The 19,965-nt window shown below is 55.3% G+C and carries 17 protein-coding genes; 2 read left to right on the top strand and 15 right to left on the bottom strand.

The window, feature by feature from the left end:
- Window positions 1-91: 91 nt before the first annotated feature.
- The 3 genes from AC4FIC_RS08745 to AC4FIC_RS08735 all read right to left on the bottom strand — a co-directional run bounded on the left by AC4FIC_RS08745 (window position 92) and on the right by AC4FIC_RS08735 (window position 2,185).
- Complete coding sequence (locus AC4FIC_RS08745; RefSeq protein WP_100256072.1) at window positions 92-301, bottom strand: hypothetical protein; 210 nt, start codon at window positions 299-301, stop codon at window positions 92-94.
- Between the two features lie 102 nt (window positions 302-403).
- The gene (locus tag AC4FIC_RS08740) at window positions 404-1,147 is read right to left on the bottom strand and encodes a LytR/AlgR family response regulator transcription factor (RefSeq protein WP_100256071.1); all 744 of its coding nucleotides are present in this window, start codon (window positions 1,145-1,147) and stop codon (window positions 404-406) included.
- Between the two features lie 24 nt (window positions 1,148-1,171).
- Window positions 1,172-2,185: a sensor histidine kinase gene (locus AC4FIC_RS08735; RefSeq protein WP_100256070.1), complete on the bottom strand. Its 1,014-nt coding sequence runs from the start codon at window positions 2,183-2,185 to the stop codon at window positions 1,172-1,174.
- A gap of 161 nt (window positions 2,186-2,346) precedes the next feature.
- On the opposite strand from AC4FIC_RS08735, the gene argH reads away from it, so the two are divergent.
- Window positions 2,347-3,735: an argininosuccinate lyase gene (argH, locus tag AC4FIC_RS08730; RefSeq protein ID WP_273284435.1), complete on the top strand. Its 1,389-nt coding sequence runs from the start codon at window positions 2,347-2,349 to the stop codon at window positions 3,733-3,735.
- A gap of 80 nt (window positions 3,736-3,815) precedes the next feature.
- On the opposite strand, the gene AC4FIC_RS08725 is transcribed toward argH, so the two are convergent.
- From AC4FIC_RS08725 to hemE, 12 genes are all read right to left on the bottom strand, one after another.
- Entirely contained in the window at window positions 3,816-5,900 is a 2,085-nt protein-coding gene (locus AC4FIC_RS08725) for a diguanylate cyclase domain-containing protein (RefSeq protein ID WP_100256068.1), read from the bottom strand.
- A gap of 332 nt (window positions 5,901-6,232) precedes the next feature.
- On the bottom strand, window positions 6,233-7,345 hold the full coding sequence (locus AC4FIC_RS08720) for an ABC transporter ATP-binding protein (RefSeq protein WP_100256067.1): 1,113 nt from the start codon (window positions 7,343-7,345) through the stop codon (window positions 6,233-6,235).
- Window positions 7,346-7,360: 15 nt separating this feature from the next.
- Window positions 7,361-8,239, bottom strand: coding sequence for a carbohydrate ABC transporter permease (locus tag AC4FIC_RS08715; RefSeq protein ID WP_100256066.1), 879 nt, complete (start codon window positions 8,237-8,239; stop codon window positions 7,361-7,363).
- Complete coding sequence (locus AC4FIC_RS08710) at window positions 8,236-9,123, bottom strand: carbohydrate ABC transporter permease (RefSeq protein ID WP_100256065.1); 888 nt, start codon at window positions 9,121-9,123, stop codon at window positions 8,236-8,238. Before AC4FIC_RS08710 ends, AC4FIC_RS08715 begins: the two co-directional genes overlap by 4 nt.
- 231 nt (window positions 9,124-9,354) lie before the next feature.
- Window positions 9,355-10,602, bottom strand: a complete 1,248-nt coding sequence (locus AC4FIC_RS08705; RefSeq protein ID WP_100256064.1) for an ABC transporter substrate-binding protein — start codon at window positions 10,600-10,602, stop codon at window positions 9,355-9,357.
- A 361-nt stretch (window positions 10,603-10,963) separates the two neighbouring features.
- Window positions 10,964-11,446 (bottom strand): GAF domain-containing protein, encoded by a 483-nt coding sequence (locus tag AC4FIC_RS08700; protein WP_100256063.1) that lies wholly within the window; start codon window positions 11,444-11,446, stop codon window positions 10,964-10,966.
- An 8-nt stretch (window positions 11,447-11,454) separates the two neighbouring features.
- On the bottom strand, window positions 11,455-12,615 hold the full coding sequence (locus tag AC4FIC_RS08695) for a heme biosynthesis protein HemY (protein ID WP_287418455.1): 1,161 nt from the start codon (window positions 12,613-12,615) through the stop codon (window positions 11,455-11,457).
- Window positions 12,612-13,784, bottom strand: a complete 1,173-nt coding sequence (locus AC4FIC_RS08690) for a uroporphyrinogen-III C-methyltransferase (protein WP_273284424.1) — start codon at window positions 13,782-13,784, stop codon at window positions 12,612-12,614. The genes AC4FIC_RS08695 and AC4FIC_RS08690 overlap by 4 nt, the downstream gene beginning before the upstream one ends.
- A gap of 3 nt (window positions 13,785-13,787) precedes the next feature.
- A complete protein-coding gene (locus AC4FIC_RS08685) occupies window positions 13,788-14,546 on the bottom strand; it encodes a uroporphyrinogen-III synthase (protein WP_100256060.1) in 759 nt (252 codons plus the stop codon).
- Window position 14,547: 1 nt separating this feature from the next.
- Window positions 14,548-15,489 (bottom strand): hydroxymethylbilane synthase, encoded by a 942-nt coding sequence (hemC, locus tag AC4FIC_RS08680; protein WP_100258676.1) that lies wholly within the window; start codon window positions 15,487-15,489, stop codon window positions 14,548-14,550.
- A gap of 239 nt (window positions 15,490-15,728) precedes the next feature.
- The gene (gene parC / locus AC4FIC_RS08675; RefSeq protein WP_100256059.1) at window positions 15,729-17,969 is read right to left on the bottom strand and encodes a DNA topoisomerase IV subunit A; all 2,241 of its coding nucleotides are present in this window, start codon (window positions 17,967-17,969) and stop codon (window positions 15,729-15,731) included.
- Between the two features lie 173 nt (window positions 17,970-18,142).
- Window positions 18,143-19,207, bottom strand: a complete 1,065-nt coding sequence (gene hemE / locus AC4FIC_RS08670) for a uroporphyrinogen decarboxylase (protein ID WP_100256058.1) — start codon at window positions 19,205-19,207, stop codon at window positions 18,143-18,145.
- A gap of 74 nt (window positions 19,208-19,281) precedes the next feature.
- Between hemE and AC4FIC_RS08665 the strand changes: the two genes are divergently transcribed.
- Window positions 19,282-19,869 (top strand): acyl carrier protein phosphodiesterase, encoded by a 588-nt coding sequence (locus tag AC4FIC_RS08665; RefSeq protein WP_100256057.1) that lies wholly within the window; start codon window positions 19,282-19,284, stop codon window positions 19,867-19,869.
- Window positions 19,870-19,965: the final 96 nt, after the last annotated feature.

The following is a 19,965-nucleotide window of genomic DNA, read 5'->3' as shown; positions in this document are numbered from 1 at the left end:
GCCATTGTTCGAGGCAAAAAAAAGCGCCCAGTTGGCGCTTTACGAATTAGTAAAAAATAAAAATATAAAACATAACAGTACAGCCGCTCGACTACAGCGGGCGAGATCCGTAACGGTTTTCTGGCTTGCGCGGTGGATCGGCACGATGACCTTGTTTGACTTCGGTGACGGCGCCGCCGAGTTGCAAATAGGCGCTTATTTCATCGGCCATTTGCTGACGGATCATATCGTTGTATTCTGGGGTGCGGGCCAACTCTTCGGTGGTGATCGGTCCATCGGTGGTTTTTTTCTGTGCGGTCATATTTCTAACTCCCTAATGCGTCAAACGGTTTCGGTACGACTGTTTCTGAATTCGAACCAAAACTATAGCCGGGCTTGGGCAATTCTCCAGTAGTGCCACACACTATTTATCAGGAGCGACGCGGCTGTGACCCTCGAGCAACCGTCTAAGCACCATAGCATGGCGGCGGCTGACCCGGAGCGGATCGCATACAGATTCGACCGTCAGCCAAAATCCACCCTTTATATCCCGGGTTAATTTTACGACGCGCGGTCGATACACCAGGGTATTACGATGCACCCGAATCAATTGATCGGGAAAACGTTGTTCAAGGGAATTTAAACTCTCATCCACAATCCGCTCGCCTCGACGACTAAAGAGCGAGACATACTTCTGCTCGGCGCGAAAATAATAGACCTCGGTCAAAGGCAGACGTTCCATTTCTCGTCCGGTCTGGACGGCAATACTGGGCACCTGCTCCTGGTCCGTCAAGGCGAGCAGGTGGGCTCGATTGAGTTGGCGGCAATCGTCTAGGGCGTCGACCAACATCTGCCGTTGTATCGGCTTAAGCAGGTAGGCCTGCGCCTTAACCTGAAAGGCCGCCAAGGCGTAGTCGTCGTAGGCGGTGCAAAAGATAATGGCTGGCGGCTCGGGCAGAATCTTAAGCTGTTCCGCCACCTCCAAACCACTCTGGCCGGGCATGCGCATATCCAAGAGCACCACATCGAAGGTTTGGGCCTGCAATTTTTGCAGCGCGTCGAAGCCATTGTGAGCCACGGCCGTTCCGGTGACCTGGTCCAAGTCCTGCAAAAACCGTATCAGCCGATCGCGCGCGAGCGGTTCATCATCCACTACCAGTACCTGCATGGGCTGTTTCCTCCGGGGTTCGCGTCAGGGTTTGGGTAAGGTCAGGGTCACCCGATATTGGTCTTGCGTGCGTTCGATGCGACAGCGCGCACGATCGCCATAGAGCACCCCGAGCCGACGTTGCACATTGTCCAAGCCAACACCATGCCCAACATGACCGGAGCCGTCCGCGCCGATCGCATTGGTCACGCTCAGGGTGGTGACTCGCGGCGTTTGCAGCACCGCGATGTGAATCTGCCCACCGGCCGCCTGTGCCGCCACGCCATGCACTACGGCATTTTCAACCAGCGGTTGCAGGCATAGGACCGGCACCGGCCAGTCCGGATCGTGCACCGATTCCTGCCAAAGCACGCTGAGCCGATCGGTCAAACGCCATTGTTCCAGTTGCAGGTAACCGCGCACCAGCTCGAGCTCTTGCGCCAATGGGCTGAAGCTGGAGGTGGTTTTCAGGTTGGCGCGGAACAACGCCGATAAATTTTCGACCGCCTGTTCCGCCGCAACGGGTCGAGTCACCACCAGCTCGGCAATAGTATTGAGACTGTTAAATAAAAAATGCGGCTTAATGCGCGCCTGCAGCGCATCCATCTGCGAGCTGATCTCGGCCTGGCTTTGATCGATCACGCGCTGCTGCAACTGAAAAAACCGCAAGACCATGGCCGAGACGATACCAATGGCCAGACTCTGTTGCGCGACACCGGCCCAGTTCCACGCGGCAGCATCGACCTGCCGCTGACTAACCAGCAACACCGCCAAACCAATCAACTGCACCGTCGCAAAACAAACCAGCCAGCCGGTGCGCAAGGACCAATAGGGCAACAACGCCCGCAACCGGCACAGGGCGGCGGCGCTGAGCAGAACAATCCACTGCACCGCCAAACTTCGATAGCCCAGCTCGGCCCAGCGAAAGGACTGCCCGGCCAATTCCCACGCCACGACGCAGAGTTCGGACACTAGGACCAAGAAGAACAGCGCCGAACTGGTACAGATGTCCGGAAACACCAAGCGTTGATGGCCTGCGCCCTGCTCTGCCCTAGTCACGCGTTGCGCCTATATCGCTGCATTATGCTCTGTCCCTGGAGTGTTTGAGCCGGGCTAAACGGCTGCGCCAGCGGCTAAATGCTGTCTTGCAGCATTTACGGGTGATGTTTAACGCCATTTCTTTATAATAGACCATTCTTCTAAACCGCTTGGACCAATTCATGAATCAAACTAACTCGTCCTGGGGTGGCCGTTTTGCTGAAGCCACCGATGCTTTTGTCGCTGAATTTACCGCGTCCATCGGTTTTGACCAACGCCTATACCGGCACGATATACAGGGATCCATAGCGCACGCCACAATGCTGGCCGAATGCGCAGTACTCACCGTCGCCGAGAAGGACACCATTGTTCAGGGCCTATTGGCCGTGCAGGCCGATATAGAGGCCGGCACCCTGGTTTGGTCGGTCGCGCTGGAAGATGTGCATATGAATATTGAAGCCGCCCTAACTGACAAGATCGGTACCGTTGGCAAGAAGCTGCATACCGGTCGATCGCGTAATGATCAGATCGCAACCGATATCCGCCTGTATCTGCGTGATGCCATCGATCACCTCAATGGCGAATTGACCCGTCTGCAGCATGCATTGATCGACCTGGCGGGCGCCGAAGCCGACACCATTATGCCCGGCTTTACTCACTTGCAAACGGCTCAACCGGTTACCTTCGGGCATCATCTGCTGGCCTGGAACGAGATGTTGCAGCGTGACTATGAACGGATGATCGATTGCCGCAAACGCGTCAATATCCTTCCGCTCGGTGCCGCGGCCTTGGCCGGCACCACCTATCCAATCGATCGTGCGCGCACGGCCGAACTGCTCGGTTTCGACCGCGCCAGCGAGAACTCTCTCGATTCGGTCTCGGATCGAGACTTTGCGATCGAGTTTAACCATGTTGGCGCGCTGATTATGATGCATCTGTCACGCATGTCGGAAGAGCTGGTGCTTTGGGCCTCGGCCCAGTTCAACTTTATCGATCTGCCCGATCGCTTCTGTACCGGCTCGTCGATCATGCCGCAAAAGAAGAATCCGGATGTACCCGAATTGGTGCGCGGCAAAACCGGCCGCGTCTATGGCAACCTGTTTAGCCTGCTGACCTTGATGAAGTCGCAACCCCTGGCGTACAACAAGGATAACCAGGAAGATAAGGAACCCATCTTCGATACCATCGATACAGTAGCCGGTTGCCTGCGCGCTTTCGCCGATATGATCCCGCATATCGAAGCCCAACGTGAGCAGATGCATACCGCCGCGGCCGGTGGCTATTCCACCGCGACCGATCTGGCCGATTATCTGGTCAAGCGCGGCCTGCCGTTTCGCGACGCCCATGAGGTGGTCGGCGCGTCGGTAGCATTTGGCATCGTCGAACGTAAGGACTTATCGGAGTTGAGCCTGGAGCAACTACAGCAGTTCTCAAGCCTGATCGAGGCGGATGTCTTTGAGGTACTCACGGTGGAAGGTTCGGTCGCGGCACGCGATCATTTCGGCGGCACTGCGCCCAATCAGGTGCGCGCCGCCTGCCTGCGCGCGCAAGTCTTTTTAGCCCAGAGATAGAACTCAAGCGCCCGGGCAGTCACGCTGGGTCTTGCCCTGGAACTGACCGGTACGGCTTTTACTTCGTGCAGCCGAGCCGGTCACTCCACGCAGAACACACCGGTGTCGTCGTGTACCGAATGACCTAGGGCAAGGCCGGCCATCGACATCAACTCCTCGAGCGTTTCGCCATGATCGGGGCACTGCACCACACCGATCTGCCCTTCCGCCGCTACCGTCTGATCCCGAGCACGCAAGGGCTGTTCGATCATTTGCCGCAATTGGCCGGCAAAATCGCGCAGCGTCGACAATGAATTCATCAGCTGTACGAAAAGCAGAAACTGATCGTGGCTGACCCGCATAAGCAGATCGTCGGGCCGAACCCGATTGCGCAAGCGCTGACCGATCACCTTCAATATTTCCTCATCCATGCCATAGCCGGTGCTGTTGTTCACCGCGTCGAGATTGGTAATGCGTAACAGCAGGCAGCTGAAGGCGCCAGCGCGACGCCAACGCGTAAAGTGCTCCGGCAAGCTGGTTCGATTAGGCAACCCGGTGAGATCATCGTGGTCGGCCAGATGCGCAATTAGCTTGCGAACATCATCGAGCTCTTGCTGCTGCTTAGTCAAGGCCCCGCGCAGCTCATGCCGACCGCGCACATTTAACAGATTGGCCAAGGCGATACCGATGACCGGGGCAATATACTCCAGTAGGCTGAGCGCTCGGGCGTCGAAGACATTGGCTCGGCGAGATTGTAGGCTGAGCAGGCCGATCACCCGGTTTTCGCATTTTAGCGGCGTAAAGGACGCCGACCGAACTGGGACCGGTGACTCGGCGGGCACTAGTGCTTCGCCCTGGACTCGGTCATTGTGAAACAGGATCCGGCCTTGCTGCACGGCCCGGACCGACCAAGAGCAGTCCTCGGTCAGCAATAAGCTGCTCGGGGGCAGACATTGATCTGCGTCCAGTAAGCAGTCGAATACCAGTTGCTCGTGCTCAACCTCGGCAATGCCGATCACCTCGGCATCGATCCAACCCACCAACTGTTCGCGCAGACGGCGCGCTAAGGCATTTGGGTCGAGCGCGGCATTGACCGCCATGGCAATACGATTCACCGCCTGCAGCAGGGCGTTGCTTTCGGCCAAGATTTGATTATTTTTGGTGGTTTGCGCCACCTGACTGCGCAATGACTGGTGCATCGCTTCGGCCTGGAAGCGTGCCCACTGCAAGTTAACTTCACTGTCGCGCATCTGTTTGGCCATTTTTTCGGCCGCTTGGAAATGGCTCGACGCTAAAGCGTGGCTACGGTGGCTAACATAAAAATTGGCCAGGGTGGAATGAATCTGACGTTTGAGCGACAAGGGTGCCGGGGCTTCCGCTACCAATAGGTTTAACCAATGGATACCGCGCTTGGGTTGGTCGGACTGCAAAAAATCCAAGCTCGCCTCGAAGGCTAAAAAATAGCTGTCGACATTGTCACGGTCAGCATCTTCCCAGAGGGCGCTAAGCTGGCTTTCGCCGGTCTTAAAGCGCTTATATTTGGCGGTATAGCGCGCTTGATAGTAATCCAGTGTTAAGGCGGGGAAATGGCCGCCTAGCGCCAAAATCGTTTCTCGGCAACCCTGCAGTTGAGAGCGCACCTGGCTATGCTCACCGCGATAAAATGCCAAGCGCAACACCAGCAGTTGAATTTCAACACTGTCGTCGTTCGCCAGATCAAACAGGCTCTGCAGCTTGAGCAGTTCCTGTTCCGCGTCAGACCAATAACCTAGGTTCATAAGGGCGCGGGTCAGCGCAATGCGGATAGCCACCGACCAGGGCGCGGGCAATTCATAACGCACGATCCAAGATAGGGCCTTATGATATTGCGCAATAGCCAGCGAGTATTCCCCGATGCGGCCATAGACCGTGCCCAAACCGTAATAGCCATGGGCTAGGTGCTCGGAATCCTTGGCATCCGCAAAGAGACTGATGGCTCGATAAAAGGCCTCAACCGCTGGGTCGCTCCTGTTTTGTAGGCAACAGGCCCAGCCCAAGAGCAGATTGGCCAAGGCCAGGGCACCAATCCAGCCGTTGCGTTGCGCCCGCACCAAGGCCTTTTGGCCCAGAGAATACGCCTTGGCCGGGTTGGCTCTTACGCACAGAAGTGCCGCTTCGAGCTCGCGTTGAATACCCTCTTGGTTCATACGGTCACCACCGGGTCAGTACCACTGGTCAGATAATGCATTGCCTGCCAATGGGTCATGCGATACGGCAGGTATCGCCAGACTGTCAAAATAATTCAAATTGACCATTCATTCACGGGGTTGAGCTGGAGCGTATAACGGATGGCCAGGCTGCTATCAGTCTAGTTAATAAATAGCGCCTTTGCCGAGTCCGTAAGCGCTTTTATCCAGACATAAAAAAACGCGGCAAAGCCGCGTATAAAAGCCTACAACAGACGTAAACAGGACTAGGGCTCAGCTTACGCTGACCGACTCATCGCTCTACAGGCCGGCATTCCCTCAACAACCCAGGATTACAGAATTCGGGCTTCGGTGACCGAGTCAAAGAAGACCGCCTTCTCCATATTAAACAAAACATCCATCATTTCGCCGGGACGCTTGGCCTCTGCTGGGTGGACACGGCATTCGCATTCTTCGTCATTGATTCGAGTGAGCACTAGGGTATCGGCGCCGGTGGGTTCGGTTACCTCGACCTTTATCGCCACCTTGGTGACGAAGGCATTGCTCTCAACGTGCGGCATAACATGGGTCAGCTGCTCTGGGCGAATACCCAGGATAACTTCTTTGCCGACGTACTTGGCCAAGTTGGCCTGCGACGGTGGCGATGGCAACTTGTAGCGGTGACCTTCGGAAGTGACCACAACATGACACTGCTCGCCCTCTTGACCCACTTCACAGCGGATAAAGTTCATGGAGGGCGAACCCATAAAGCCGGCGACAAAGATATTGGCCGGTTCGTCATACACTTCTTGCGGCGTACCGAACTGTTGCACCTCGCCACCTTTCATAATGGCGATACGGTCGGCCAGTGTCATCGCCTCAATCTGATCGTGGGTCACGTACACAATGGTGGTACCTAAACGGTGGTGCAGCTTCTTAATCTCGGTGCGCATCTCGACGCGCAATTTGGCATCCAGGTTCGACAGCGGTTCGTCGAATAGGAACACCTGAGGTTGACGAGCCAAAGACCGACCCATCGCAACACGCTGGCGCTGACCGCCGGAGAGCTGGGACGGCTTCCGTTCGAGCAAATCGGTAATCTGCAACAACTTGGCAACCTTCTGCACGATCTCTTCAATCTCGACTTTGGGCATCTTACGAATTTCAAGACCGAAGGAGATGTTTTTGCGCACGTTCATATTCGGGTAGAGCGCGTAGCTTTGAAACACCATAGCAATATCACGATCTTTCGGGGCGGCATAGGTCATGTCGATGTCGCCCATCAAGATTTCACCGCTGCTGACTTCTTCCAGTCCAGCGATACAGTTGAGTAAGGTCGACTTACCGCAACCGGATGGTCCTACTAGGATGACAAACTCGCCATCCGGGATAACAAGGTTAATGCCTTTAAGAATGTGAGTCTGACCAAAGCTTTTTTGGACATTTTGAATCGTTAAACCAGCCATAAATCGAACTCCTAATTAACCTTTCACTGAACCGGCGGTGAGGCCGCGAACAAAATATTTACCAGCAACAACATAGACAAAGATGGTCGGCAAGGCAGCGATGATGGCACCCGCCATATCGATATTGTAACGTTTGTCACCTGTGGTTGAGTTGACCATATTGTTTAAGCCCACGGTAATGGGTTGCGAACTGGGATCGGAAAAAACCACGCCAAAGAGGAAGTCGTTCCAGATTTGGGTGAATTGCCAAATAATCGACACCACCAAGATGGGTGTTGAAATAGGCAAGATAATCCGATAAAAAATCATCCAAAAACCGGCACCATCAAGCTTGGCGGCCTTAATAAGCTCACCCGGTAAGTTGACGTAGTAGTTGCGAAAAAACAGGGTTGTAAAGGCGACCCCGTATACAACGTGGGTAAACACCAGGCCGGTGGTAGAGCCGCTTAAGCCCATCTTACCCAGGACAATCGAGTGCGGTAACAGAATGGCCTGGAACGGCAAGAAGCACCCGGCCAGCAACAGGGCAAAAAACAATTCACTGCCGCGAAATTTCCAGAAGCTGATCACATAGCCGTTTAGGGCACCAAAGAGCGTCGACAACAACACCGATGGGATCACCATGCGGATCGAATTCATAAAATAGGGCTGCAAACCCAATTCATCGCGCGCACCGATCTGCACCTGATTCCAAGCCGCATGCCAGGCGTCAAAGGAGAAACTCTTGGGCCATTCGATCAGTTGGCCGACCCGGATTTCGTCCATGCTGCGAAACGACGTTAGGATCATCAAGAACAGCGGGGCCAAATAATAAAGGGCGACGATAACCAGCACGGCATAGAGAATACTGCGTGCGGTAATATCTTTATAACGGGCGTCTTTTACTTTATTCATTGTTCTTTCGTCCTTAACTCAGAGTACAGGTACGGAATCAGTATGGCCGCCACGCCCATCAACATAATGACCGCCGATGCGGCACCCACCCCGAGCTGGGAGCGTTGAAAGGATATTTGGTACATAAAGATCGCCGGCACATCCGTCGCGGTACCGGGTCCACCGCCCGTTAGGGCCATTACCAGGTCAAAACTCTTTATCGCGATATGGGACAACATAATAAAAGCTGAGAAAAATACCGGCCGCATGGACGGAATAATAATCCGGGTATAGACCGAAAAGAGGTTCGCGCCGTCGAGTTGGGCGGCTTTGATAATAGAGGTATCGATGCCGCGCAGGCCGGCCAAGAAAATCGCCATAACGAAACCACTGGACTGCCAGACACCGGCTATCACCACGGTGTAGATGGCCATATCTGAGTCGACTATCCAGTCGAAGCTGAACGTTTCCCACCCCGCATCGCGCATAAATTTTTCGATGCCCACCGAAGGGTTTAAAATCCACTTCCAGATGGTACCGGTGACAATAAAGGACAATGCCATGGGGTATAGGTAGATGGTGCGTAGGGCACCCTCAGCACGAATATTTTGATCGAGCAGGATGGCAAAGACCAAACCGACTATCATACAGATAGCGATAAAGAGAATTCCGAACAAGGCTAGGTTGGTCAGTGCAACCATCCATCGTTCGTTTTGAAATAATTTGACGTATTGTGAGAAACCGGCAAAGTCATAGCTCGGTAACATACGCGACTTGGTGAAGGACAGTATGGTTGTCCAGATAATAAAGCCATAAATAAAGACTATGGTTACCGCTACGGTGGGCGAGAGCACCAGCTTGGGCAGCCAATAATCTATGCCTTTGGGTCGTTTGGATTGAGACATGCGATTTCCGTTTTGTTGATTGTCGTTGAAGGTCCGAATCAGCACTCAGTGCGTTGTCATCGGTGAACTGCCGTCAGTATAGTGCCTGCTTATCAGGAACGGCCACCGTCCAAACGCCTAACTGAATTGTTTAGACATGACAGAGGGTCGGTAAAGTTCTGAATACGGAACGAGGCGAACCCTCGTTCCAGAGTAAAGTGTCCCTAAAAGCCGGGACACTTCGGTAGCAGCTTACATGCTTGCTTTGATGGCATTAGCCAACTTAACAACTGCGTCATCAGCGCTCATGTCTGAGTTGAAGAAGTTAGTCACGACGTCACCCATTGCACCGGAAACCGCTGGGTAGGTTGCCATACCGTGGGCCATAGACGGGACCAGACCTTTGCCAGATTTAGACGTTGCTTTGAAGGTATCCATAGATGCCTGCGCACAGCTGTCGAATCCGCTCATGTCTTGATCAAGACGAACTGGGATAGAACCCTTGTTCATGTTGAAAACGTCTTGGAACTTAGGTGACAGAACCAATTCAGCCATTTTCATTTGCGCTTTTTGGTTTTCGGCATCACGTTGCTCAAACATCACCAACGAGTCGATGTTGAAGGTGTATTCACCCTCAGTACCTGGGAATGGCAAGCAGTAGTAATCTTTGCCTGGGACCTTGCCGGCTGCAGAGAATTCACCCTTAGCCCAGTCGCCCATAAACTGCATGGCGGCCTCGCCCTTGATTACCATACTGGTGGCCACGTTCCAATCACGTCCTGGCGCGCCTTTGTCGGTATAGGCTTTAACCTTACGGAACTCTTCAAACGACTCAATCATGGTCTTGCTTTGAATGGCGGCCATATCCAAGTTTACGAATGCTTTGTTAAAGAAATCAGCACCACCAACAGATAAGACAATGTCTTCAAAGGTCGTTAAATCCTGCCATGGCTGACCACCATGAGCGATTGGGATAATGCCGGCTTTTTCAAGCTTGGCGGATACAGCCCATAATTCTTTCATGCTGGTTGGCGGTGTCAGGCCATTGTCATCAAAGACTTTTTTGTTGGCCCACATCCAGTTCACACGGTGAACGTTCACAGGCGCGGCAACGTAAACACCGTTGTGCTTCATAACGTCAGAAACGACTGGCGGCAACACACCATCCCAGTTGTTGGCTTTGGCAACGTCAGTCAAATCGGCCAGAAAGCCCAGATCGCCCCATTCTTGAATGGCAGGACCCTTGATTTGAGCGGAACCCGGAGGATTGCCCGACACGGCACGCGAACGCAATACGGTCATTGCGCTATCACCACCGCCACCGGCGATGGCGGAGTCAACCCAGGTATGACCTGCGTCTTGGACCATTTCTTTCAAAACGGCTATTGATTTTGCTTCGCCACCGGAAGTCCACCAATGCAGAACTTCAACTTCGCCAGCCTGAGCTGCCGATACGATAGTGCCACCTAAGGCTAACGCTAGTAGTGTCTTTTTAAACATCTTTTACGCCCTTCTTTGTTGTTGTTGTCAACAGATTAAAATCTGATTTTAGAATTGCTTGGTCTATCCCGCGCTGCTACTTACCCTATCGAGCCGGTGACACGCACCGCCGGTTTGATGTGCAGTCTGGATGATTCAGACAGCGTTACTCTAGTCCGAAGCGTCTATGGAGTAACGTCTCCAAGAGCAACCTAATGTAACAAAGCTCAACATTAGCCTGACCATATTACAAAGGGGTGAACTGGGAGAGTGTTAACTGGGTCAAAAAAGCCAAGGGTTAGGCGCTTAAGGGGCCGGAAAATGGACTATTATTGTTCAAGGACGGGGCGGCAGGATCTCAACACCATATGTAACATCGGTGTTACAACAAAGTCACCAGCCAAGCACAGAGCGCGGTCAAACCCTCCACATCGCTCTGGCTAAAGTCGTCCAAGCGGTCGCTGTCGACATCCAATACGCCGATCACAACCCGATCTTTAATCAGCGGCACGACCACTTCGGAGCGCGACGCACTGCTGCAGGCAATATGGCCGGGAAAGGCATCGACATCCGGTACCCACTGGGCCTCGCCGGTTTGCCAGGCAACGCCGCAGACCCCCCGACCAAGGCCAATTCGGGTACAAGCGATGTCGCCTTGGAACGGCCCCAAGACCAATTCATCGCCATCGACCAGATAGAAGCCGACCCAGAAAAAACCAAAGGTCTGGCGTAACGCGGCCGCAACATTGGCCAGATTAGCGACCCTATTGGGCTCGCCCGCCGTCAAGGCTTGCAGCTGCGCCAGCAATTGCTGATAACGGCTGCGCCGATCGGCGCCGGTGTTGGTGAGCAGTTCTTCAGCCATCGGTCCGCCTAGGGATTGGTGTGCGGGCGCTGGGCCAGCTGTTTATAGATGCGTTGGGCCTGGTCGGTCATATTGCGCTGCTCAAAGAGCTCGGCCAATTTCAAACCAGACTGGCGATCCTGTTGTTGCCAACCCTGCTCCAACCAACTTTGTGCACTACCCCAGAGCTGTTGCTGCAAGTTTACCAGGCCTAGGGTACGGCAAAAAATCGGTCCGCAGGTCACTGGGGTATGATTCTCGAGCCAGCTCAGCTTGTCCAGATTGGCAATCTGCAAGTCGATCAGCAGGGCGCTGTGCTCACTCTGGCCGGGTCGTTCCAACAGGTTTTTCGCCCGTTTAAAAGCATTGGCATGCTGACCAATCGAGGCCAAATAGCGGATCTCGGCGACCAAGATATCCGGCAGGTTTCGCTGGGCTTTGGCCAACGGCTTTAAAATTGTCACCAGTGCGGTTTCATCGCCCTGGGCTTGCTGCAGCGCCGCGGTTACCGTCTTGATCAACCAGTGTTCGCGAAGTTGTGGTTGGATGTGCGCCGCCTCATTGACACCGGTCAGCAGCGCGGCATAGTGCGCCTGCTCGTAGAGGGCTTGCCAAAAACGTTCCCGCAACCAAGATACCTGAGCCAGATCCGAATGCGCCTGTAATAAGGTAACAAAGGCTCCGTAGTCCTTGGCCTGCCAGCAGCGTTCGGCCTGCAAGGTCTGGGCAAAAAGCTTTAATTCCGGGTCATTGGCGACAAAGGCGGCATAGCGCTCGGGCCACTCGCCCTGTGTCAGGCCAATGGCCAAGGCGATGGCCTGCGGCAACCGGTCGGAGCCGCCGGCATTGGCGACGCGTTGCAAGGCGGTCAAGGCGCGATCATCGTCGCCATCGAGCCAGCTGGTGATGGCAATGGCGGTTTCCTTCTTAGCGGCCTTCTGATCGCGCCGCAATCGATAGCGACTGAGCATTCGCGTGGGCCCCAGTTTGCGCCATAGGGCCACCAGTCCAAGGAGCGCAATCAGCAGACTGATGATCAACGCCAGACCGCTCCAAAAGGTGGTTTCGATCAACCAACCGTGCCAAGCGACCATAATCACCCCGGCGTCTGCGATCATCATCTGCGCCAGCGCACCGCCCAGCAACAGCAGTATGGCCAAGACCACAACCCACCCCATCAGTCGAGTCATTGGGTGACCTCCACAACGGGTGCAGTCTGTTCCGACAGATACATTTCGATGGCCGCGCGACTGCCCTGGAGATCAGGCCATTGCGGATTCAACACCGCCGTTTGCATAGCGGTCAATTGCTGCTGCCAAACCTCGGTCGGGAATTGGCTGGCCATTTGCGCCAAGACGTCCCGCGTTTGACTCAGGGCAACATCGAACAGATCCTGATTCCGGGCCAGCAGCGCTAACTGACTCTGATCGATGAGCAGCAGCTGATGCTGACGCCAGCGTTCAAAGTCGTTCATCAGGGCTGGGGCTTGCATCGGAACATCAAGCCGCTGGATCACCACAATCTGTTTGAGACTGTGCCAGAAACCGGTCAGGGGTGTGTCATTGACAGGTAAAGCCTTTGGCAGACTGGGTTTGGGCACCCAACTGAGTGCTTTAATTTGGCCCGCAAGGGCATCGAGCGCAAAGTAGAGACCATTCACATCGGCCGACGCAACCGAGTCCAGGGCCAGCAGATCGATCGCCAATTGACGACGTAATGGCAACACCGCCGCCTGGTCTAGGGTCGATAGAATCTCGTCCGCCGAACGCAATAGACCGGTTGCGACCAGGGCCGATGCATCCAGCTGCAAGCGCTGCTGGGCCAAGCGGGTTAGAGTCAGGGCTTCCTCCAACGGCCAGCGATTTTCATTGCGATTGGCAACCCGATTCAGGCGCTGAGCCGAATCGATCACCAGGGTTTCCAACTTACTCACGGCCTGCTGCCAAGCCGCACTGGATTCCTGGTTGCCGACCTGCAGTTGTGCGATCTGCCGCTGGCTTTCTTCGAGGCGGGTTTCCAGGGACTGCTGTTGCAGCCCAAAGGCCGCTATGGCACGCTGATTTATTTGCCAAAAGCTGAAGCCGGCGGCGGCCACGGCAGCAACAACCGCCGTCACGAGCAGCAACCACGCTAGCCGGCGCAGTGCGGGTCTGCGGGCCGGATGCTCGGCCTTGCCGGCTACGGAGCCGCCTGCTTTACTCGCTTTTTCAGCCCCAGCCGGCTGAGCGCTTTGGCCGGTATTTTTTGCGCCACCGACGCTCGCCTTCTCGCCTGAAGAGTCCTGCGTTGGCGCCCTGGTTGTATCTGCAGCCTTTGCGGGGCTCGGCGTCTGCAATTTATCCTGTTCGTGCTCAGTCATAACTCACCTGTGTTTAGGAACGGCGTTGCGCTGCGCAACGGACATCATTAACTGATAAAGCGCTTCCGGTGTAGCACCCTGGCCTGGCACTATCGTTTGCAAGCCTTCGCGCTGGGCCCACTGCACCAAACGCGGCGATGACAGCCACCATTGGCCGGGCCATGCGTGCCAGAAGGTCGGTGCAGAGGCCAATAATTGCTGGCCAAAATACTCTGAGCTGACCCAGATCGCATCGTGCTGCGGGGCCAGTTGAACCAATTTTGTCAATGCTTCCGGAATTAGCCCGCGTTGATACACGTCGATACTGTCGACTCGAGCGCCGCGTTGGGTCAAGGTATCGGCGTAGATTAACCGACCGCCCACACCCTTGACAATAAGCCAATTGTCATCGTTTTTCACTTGGCAAACGTCCAGCCTGAGCACGTCTTCGGCAGTATAGCCTCGTTCCGGATGGGTCGCCGTTAAACCGGCCGAGCGCAGCACAGATGCCGTCTGGGGACCATTACACAACCAGCTAACTTCGGCCGGCGCCTGAGGCCAATAGGTATCTATGGCCTGCACCAGAGCCTGAGCCGCCTGGGCACTGACACAAAGCACGGCCTGATAGCGGTCGAGATTCAACCAAGTATGCTTCTGGCTCGGCGTCTCAGGCAAGGGCGTCAGACGCCACGGATCGACAAACTGGAGCGATCCGGGTGCCTGCTCGACAATGGACTGCCAGCGCGCCTGGTCGGCCGTTGCCTTGGGCACCAACAACCGCATGTTAGAGCGCGGCCAGAATCGTCGCCGCGCCCTGGGCCAGCAACTGGTCGGCAATATCGACACCGAGCTGCTCGCCCGCCAGCATTTGTTCCTCGTCGCTGCCCACCAAAGGGATCTCTGCCGAGGCTTTTAACAGGGTCACGCCATCGACCGAGCCGACCCGACCTTCTAGGTGCATGCTGTGCTTGCCCAAGGTCGCGTAGCCGGCGATTGGCACCTCACAGCCGCCATTGAGTTTACGGTTCATGGCGCGTTCGGCGCGCACTCTCAAGGCCGTCGGGGCATGGTGCAGGGGCGCTAGCAGCTTTATCACGCGATGATCTTGCGCGCGCGTTTCGATGCCGACGGCGCCCTGGCCGACGGCCGGTAGCAGCCAATCGGCATCGATATGGTGGCGAATGCGCTGCATTAGGTCCAAGCGAATAAGACCGGCACTGGCCAATAGAATCGCCTGGTACTCACCGGCATCGAGCTTGGCCAATCGGGTACCAACGTTACCGCGTAAAAAATTGATCTGCAGGTCCGGCCGTCGAGCCAATAATTGTGCCTGACGACGCAGGCTCGAAGTGCCGACAACGGCCCCCAATGGCAGGTCATCGAGATGTTTAAAGTCGTTACTGACAAAGGCATCGAAAGGCTGTTCCCGCGCGCAGATAATCGGCAGCTCGAAGCCGTCCGGCAGATGCATGGTCACGTCTTTCATGGAGTGCACGGCAATATCGGCCCGCCCTTCGGTGATGGCAACTTCCAATTCTTTCACGAAGAGGCCTTTACCGCCGACCTTGGACAGGGCGACATCCAATATCTTGTCGCCCTTGGTGCTGATCAGTACCAACTCCACCACCAGATCGGGATGGTATTTGAGCAGTTCAGCTTTGACGAATTCGGCCTGCCACAAGGCCAAGGGACTTTTTCGGGTAGCAATTCTCAGCGTTTCGGTCATGTTTCGGTCTTTGGGTTGATTTTGCCGCCAGTGTAACATCGCTCAAGGGCGGTTGCCGACGAGCTTTGCGCCTAATTGGTAAAGGGCCGCTCAGCTCGGCACCTGGAACGGCATGATTGACTGTAGCGAAGCGTTCAGCAGGCCGATAGATGGCATAGAACCCAACCGCTAAGGCATTGACATGAGCCGTATGAGAAAAGCCCGTGCCACCTCAGGCAGGCGGACCCGTTCGCGCTGTGCTATTCGATTTCGATCGCGGTGACGTTTTGGAAGCCACGCGGCAGCTTATTGCCCCGACGGCCGCGTTCACCCAGATAATGTTCAAGATCGCCACTGCGCAGTTTCAATTTGCGCTTGCCGGCATAGATCACCAAGGTGTCGCTCGCGCCCAGCACCACGGCACCGATCATCAACTCCTCGCGCAGTGCCGCTCGGGTCGAGGGCACATTAATAATCTTATTGCCCTTGCCTTTGGCCAGCTCGGGCAGGTCTCGGACCGGAAAGACCAGCATGCGGCCTTCGTTAGTGACCGAGGCCAGATAGTCGGTGGCCAGTTGTTTGACCGGCACCGGGGCCAGCACCTCCGCCCCAGTTGGCAGGTTCAACAGGGCTTTGCCGGCCTTGTTTTTGCTGATCATATCCGCCATGCGGGCAATAAAACCATAGCCGGCATCGGAACTGAGCAAGTATTGATCGTCCGGATTACCCAACAACAGACCCTTCATTTGCGCGCCCGGTGGTGGGTTCACCTTGGTCGTTAAGGGTTCTCCCTGGCCTCGCGCCGACGGCAAGAGGTGGGTTTGCAGCGCGTAGGAGCGACCGGTCGAATCGAGTAATACGGTGGTTTGGTTACTCTTTCCCAGCGCAAGCAAGGCAAAGGCATCACCGGCCTTATAACTTAGCCCCAGGGGATCCAGCTCGTGCCCTTTGCCGGTGCGCAACCAACCGCGTTCAGACAGCACCACGGTCACTGCTTCATTGGGCAGTATGTCCATTTCACTAAAGGCCGCGGCGTCCTGACGCTTGATCAAGACAGTGCGCCGCTCGTCGCCGAAGGTTTCGGCGTCGGCGAGAATTTCTTTCTTGATCAGAGTCCGCATGCGGGCCGCGGATCCGAGAATCTTCACCAGTTTGTCTCGTTCCATAGCCAATTCATCTTGCTCGGCCCGGATCTTAATTTCTTCCAGCTTGGCCAATTGACGGAGCTTAATCTCGAGGATCGCCTCGGCTTGAATATCGCTTAAACCAAAGCGCGACATAAAGACTTCTTTCGGCTTCTCTTCGGTGCGAATAATGGCGATCACTTCATCGATATTGAGATAGGCAATGAGCATACCGTCGAGAATATGCAAGCGGGCGAGCAGCTTATCGAGCCGATGCTGCAGGCGACGGCGCACCGTATCGGTTCGGAATTCCAACCATTCACTGAGAATACCGCGTAAGGATTTAACCTGCGGCCGACCGTTAATGCCAATCATATTGAGATTGACGCGGATGGTTTTTTCCAGATCGGTACTGGCAAACAGATGTTGCATAAGTGCCTCAACATCGATTCTATTACTGCGCGGTTCGATCACCAGTCGGGTTGGATTTTCATGATCCGACTCATCGCGTAGATCGGCCACCATCGGCAATTTTTTAGCCTGCATCTGCGCGGCGATCTGTTCGAGTATCTTCGAGCCCGAAACCTGGTGCGGCAGCTCGGTGATAATAATATCGGTGCCGTCCATCATATATTTGGAGCGCAGCCGCAAGGTACCCCGGCCACTTTCGTAGAGCTTTTGCACTTCATCGCGCGGCGTAATCAGCTCGGCACCGGTCGGGAAATCAGGACCCTTGATGTGCATCATCAGGTCGGCGACCGAGGCGTCCGGTTGATCGATCAGATGTACACAGGCGGAGGCAATTTCGCGCAGGTTGTGCGGCGGAATATCGGTCGCCATGCCGACCGCGATACCGGTGGTACCGTTGAGCAAGACGTGCGGCAAGCGGGCTGGCAGCACCACCGGCTCGTCCATGGTGCCATCGAAGTTGGGCGTCCAATTCACGGTACCCTGACCCAGCTCTTCTAGAAGCAGTTGGGCATGTTTGTGCAGTCGAGACTCGGTGTACCGCATCGCGGCAAAGGATTTCGGATCGTCGGGTGAACCCCAATTACCCTGGCCGTCAACCAGCGGATAACGGTAAGAAAAGGGTTGTGCCATCAAGACCATGGCTTCATAACAGGCACTGTCACCGTGCGGGTGATACTTACCCAAGACGTCGCCGACCGTACGCGCTGATTTCTTGTATTTGGCCGTGTACTTAAGCCCGAGTTCGCTCATGGCATAGATGATGCGCCGCTGAACCGGTTTCAGACCATCACCGACGTGTGGCAAGGCACGGTCCAGAATGACGTACATGGAATAATCCAGGTAAGCCTTTTCGGTGAAGTTGCTCAGCGACATGGTTTCGAGGTAATCGGGGCTTTGGTCAGACATGCAAAGAACCTGTTTTAAATCAATCAATTAACTGGGTGAGTTCGAGCTCAAGCGGCTAGTGTCGCAATTTCGTCCGCAGATGACAATGCGGTGCAGGAGCATTTGGCTGCATTTAGGCGTATCTGGGCCCGCTACCGACTGCTGCGGCAAAAGGGGCCCAGGGCCTGACCACCCTAGCGGTGGTACTTGGGCGAGAGTTCGACCACCGCCTCGACGAAGGCGCCGGCATGGGCTGGGTCAACAAACTGATGGATACCGTGGCCAAGATTAAAGATATGACCGTTGCCGCTGCCATATTCAGCCAGAATCCGATCCACTTCAGCGCGGATACGATCTGGGCTGGCATAGAGCACGCTCGGATCCATATTGCCCTGCAAGGCGACCCGATCACCGACCTGAGCGCGCGCCGTGCTCAAGGAGGTGGTCCAATCCAGTCCGAGGGCATCGGCACCACTGTCGGCCATCACATCGAGCCATTGGCCACCGCCCTTGGTAAAAAGGATCACCGGAACCTTGCGGCCCTGATGTTCACGCTTAAGGCCAGAGATGATCTGTTTCATGTAGTCGAGCGAAAACTCTTCATAGGCCTTATGGCCGAGCGCGCCGCCCCATGAGTCAAAAATTTGCACCACCTGGGCACCCGCTTCGATCTGCGCGTTAAGATAGTCGGTGACCACCAGCGCCAGTTGCCGTAACAGTTCGTGCAGCACCTCGGGCTGGCTATAGGCCATCGCCTTGCAATGGCGGAAGTCTTTGCTGCCACCGCCCTCGATCATATAGGTCGCTAGGGTCCAGGGGCTGCCGGTAAAGCCGATCAGCGGCGCGCGACCGTTGAGTTCGTGGCGAATGGTGCGCACGGCGTTCATAACATAGCCGAGTTCATCGTCCATCTTCGGCGTCGAGAGCAAGGCCAGATCTTTCTCACTGCGGATGGTCTGCCGGAATTTCGGCCCCTCGCCCGCTTCGAAATAGAGTCCCAAGCCCATGGCGTCCGGCACCGTGAGAATGTCGGAAAAGAGGATCGCCGCGTCGAGCGGATAACGCTCTAAGGGCTGCAGGGTGACATCACAGGCCAGCTGAGCATTTTTACACAGGCTGAGAAAATCTCCGGCTTGGGCCCGAGTGGCACGGTATTCGGGCAAGTAACGTCCGGCCTGGCGCATCATCCAGACCGGCGTGCGGTCAACGGGTTGACGCATCAGCGCGCGTAGAAACCGGTCGTTTTTCAATTCTGTCACTGTTTTTCCCCTTATTTCAATATCGAAGCATTATACTGGCTGTTCGCTCTCGTTACGATGATCTTGCACCTACGATGAACTTTTTAGGCCATTGCTTGTTTTCCGACGACACTCCCGCCGCGCTGGCTGGCAGCCTGTGGCCCGACTTTGCCAGGCGTCCAGAGCCATCGACTTGCTCAGCGGGGTTTTTGCAGCACTTCGATCGGCACCAATGGATCGATAAGACTACCGATCATCACCCGCTCTTGGAGCCCTTGCGGATCGAGCTACGGCCGGTATTTCGCAAGACCACGCCGATTGTTATCGACATGATGTTGGATCATCACCTGGCCCAGCACTGGGCGCGCTACCACGCCTTGGCCCTACCAGCCTTTGCCGAGAACGCGTATCACCAATTACAGCGTTTCGACGAACTGACCTGGTCGCCACGCTTTGAGCGAACTCTGTTTTGGATGACGCAACAGGATTGGTTTGTCAGCTATGCCAGTTCGGTTGGCATTCAGCAAGCGCTCTCGGGCATGGCCAAACGCATTCGCTTCGACAATCCAATGGTCGAACACAGCCTGGTGGCCGTGCATCAGACCAATCTTTTTGTCGACACATTAGACCTCTTTATCGAACATTTGCTCACCCAGACGCGCACGCACGAGACGCCGGAGTGACTCTTGATGGCGTCGCTGAAGCGGCACCTGAAGCGCTAATGTGACCCGTCCTAATATATGTTGACGGTTTTTATTGAGCCAACTGAGCATCTCAGT

The organism is Reinekea sp., assembly GCF_982785585.1.
Note: the sequence above shows the minus strand (reverse complement) of the source record. Positions and strands in the feature narration are given on the sequence as shown.

Bases quoted from the DNA above. Each gene is read 5' to 3' on its own strand.
- AC4FIC_RS08745 (WP_100256072.1), bottom strand. From the start codon at position 301: ATGACCGCACAGAAAAAAACCACCGATGGACCGATCACCACCGAAGAG.
- AC4FIC_RS08740 (WP_100256071.1), bottom strand. From the start codon at position 1,147: ATGCAGGTACTGGTAGTGGATGATGAACCGCTCGCGCGCGATCGGCTG.
- argH (WP_273284435.1), top strand. From the start codon at position 2,347: ATGAATCAAACTAACTCGTCCTGGGGTGGCCGTTTTGCTGAAGCCACC.
- AC4FIC_RS08725 (WP_100256068.1), bottom strand. From the start codon at position 5,900: ATGAACCAAGAGGGTATTCAACGCGAGCTCGAAGCGGCACTTCTGTGC.
- AC4FIC_RS08720 (WP_100256067.1), bottom strand. From the start codon at position 7,345: ATGGCTGGTTTAACGATTCAAAATGTCCAAAAAAGCTTTGGTCAGACT.
- AC4FIC_RS08715 (WP_100256066.1), bottom strand. From the start codon at position 8,239: ATGAATAAAGTAAAAGACGCCCGTTATAAAGATATTACCGCACGCAGT.
- AC4FIC_RS08710 (WP_100256065.1), bottom strand. From the start codon at position 9,123: ATGTCTCAATCCAAACGACCCAAAGGCATAGATTATTGGCTGCCCAAG.
- AC4FIC_RS08705 (WP_100256064.1), bottom strand. From the start codon at position 10,602: ATGTTTAAAAAGACACTACTAGCGTTAGCCTTAGGTGGCACTATCGTA.
- AC4FIC_RS08700 (WP_100256063.1), bottom strand. From the start codon at position 11,446: ATGGCTGAAGAACTGCTCACCAACACCGGCGCCGATCGGCGCAGCCGT.
- AC4FIC_RS08695 (WP_287418455.1), bottom strand. From the start codon at position 12,615: ATGACTCGACTGATGGGGTGGGTTGTGGTCTTGGCCATACTGCTGTTG.
- AC4FIC_RS08690 (WP_273284424.1), bottom strand. From the start codon at position 13,784: ATGACTGAGCACGAACAGGATAAATTGCAGACGCCGAGCCCCGCAAAG.
- AC4FIC_RS08685 (WP_100256060.1), bottom strand. From the start codon at position 14,546: ATGCGGTTGTTGGTGCCCAAGGCAACGGCCGACCAGGCGCGCTGGCAG.
- hemC (WP_100258676.1), bottom strand. From the start codon at position 15,489: ATGACCGAAACGCTGAGAATTGCTACCCGAAAAAGTCCCTTGGCCTTG.
- parC (WP_100256059.1), bottom strand. From the start codon at position 17,969: ATGTCTGACCAAAGCCCCGATTACCTCGAAACCATGTCGCTGAGCAAC.
- AC4FIC_RS08665 (WP_100256057.1), top strand. From the start codon at position 19,282: ATGAACTTTTTAGGCCATTGCTTGTTTTCCGACGACACTCCCGCCGCG.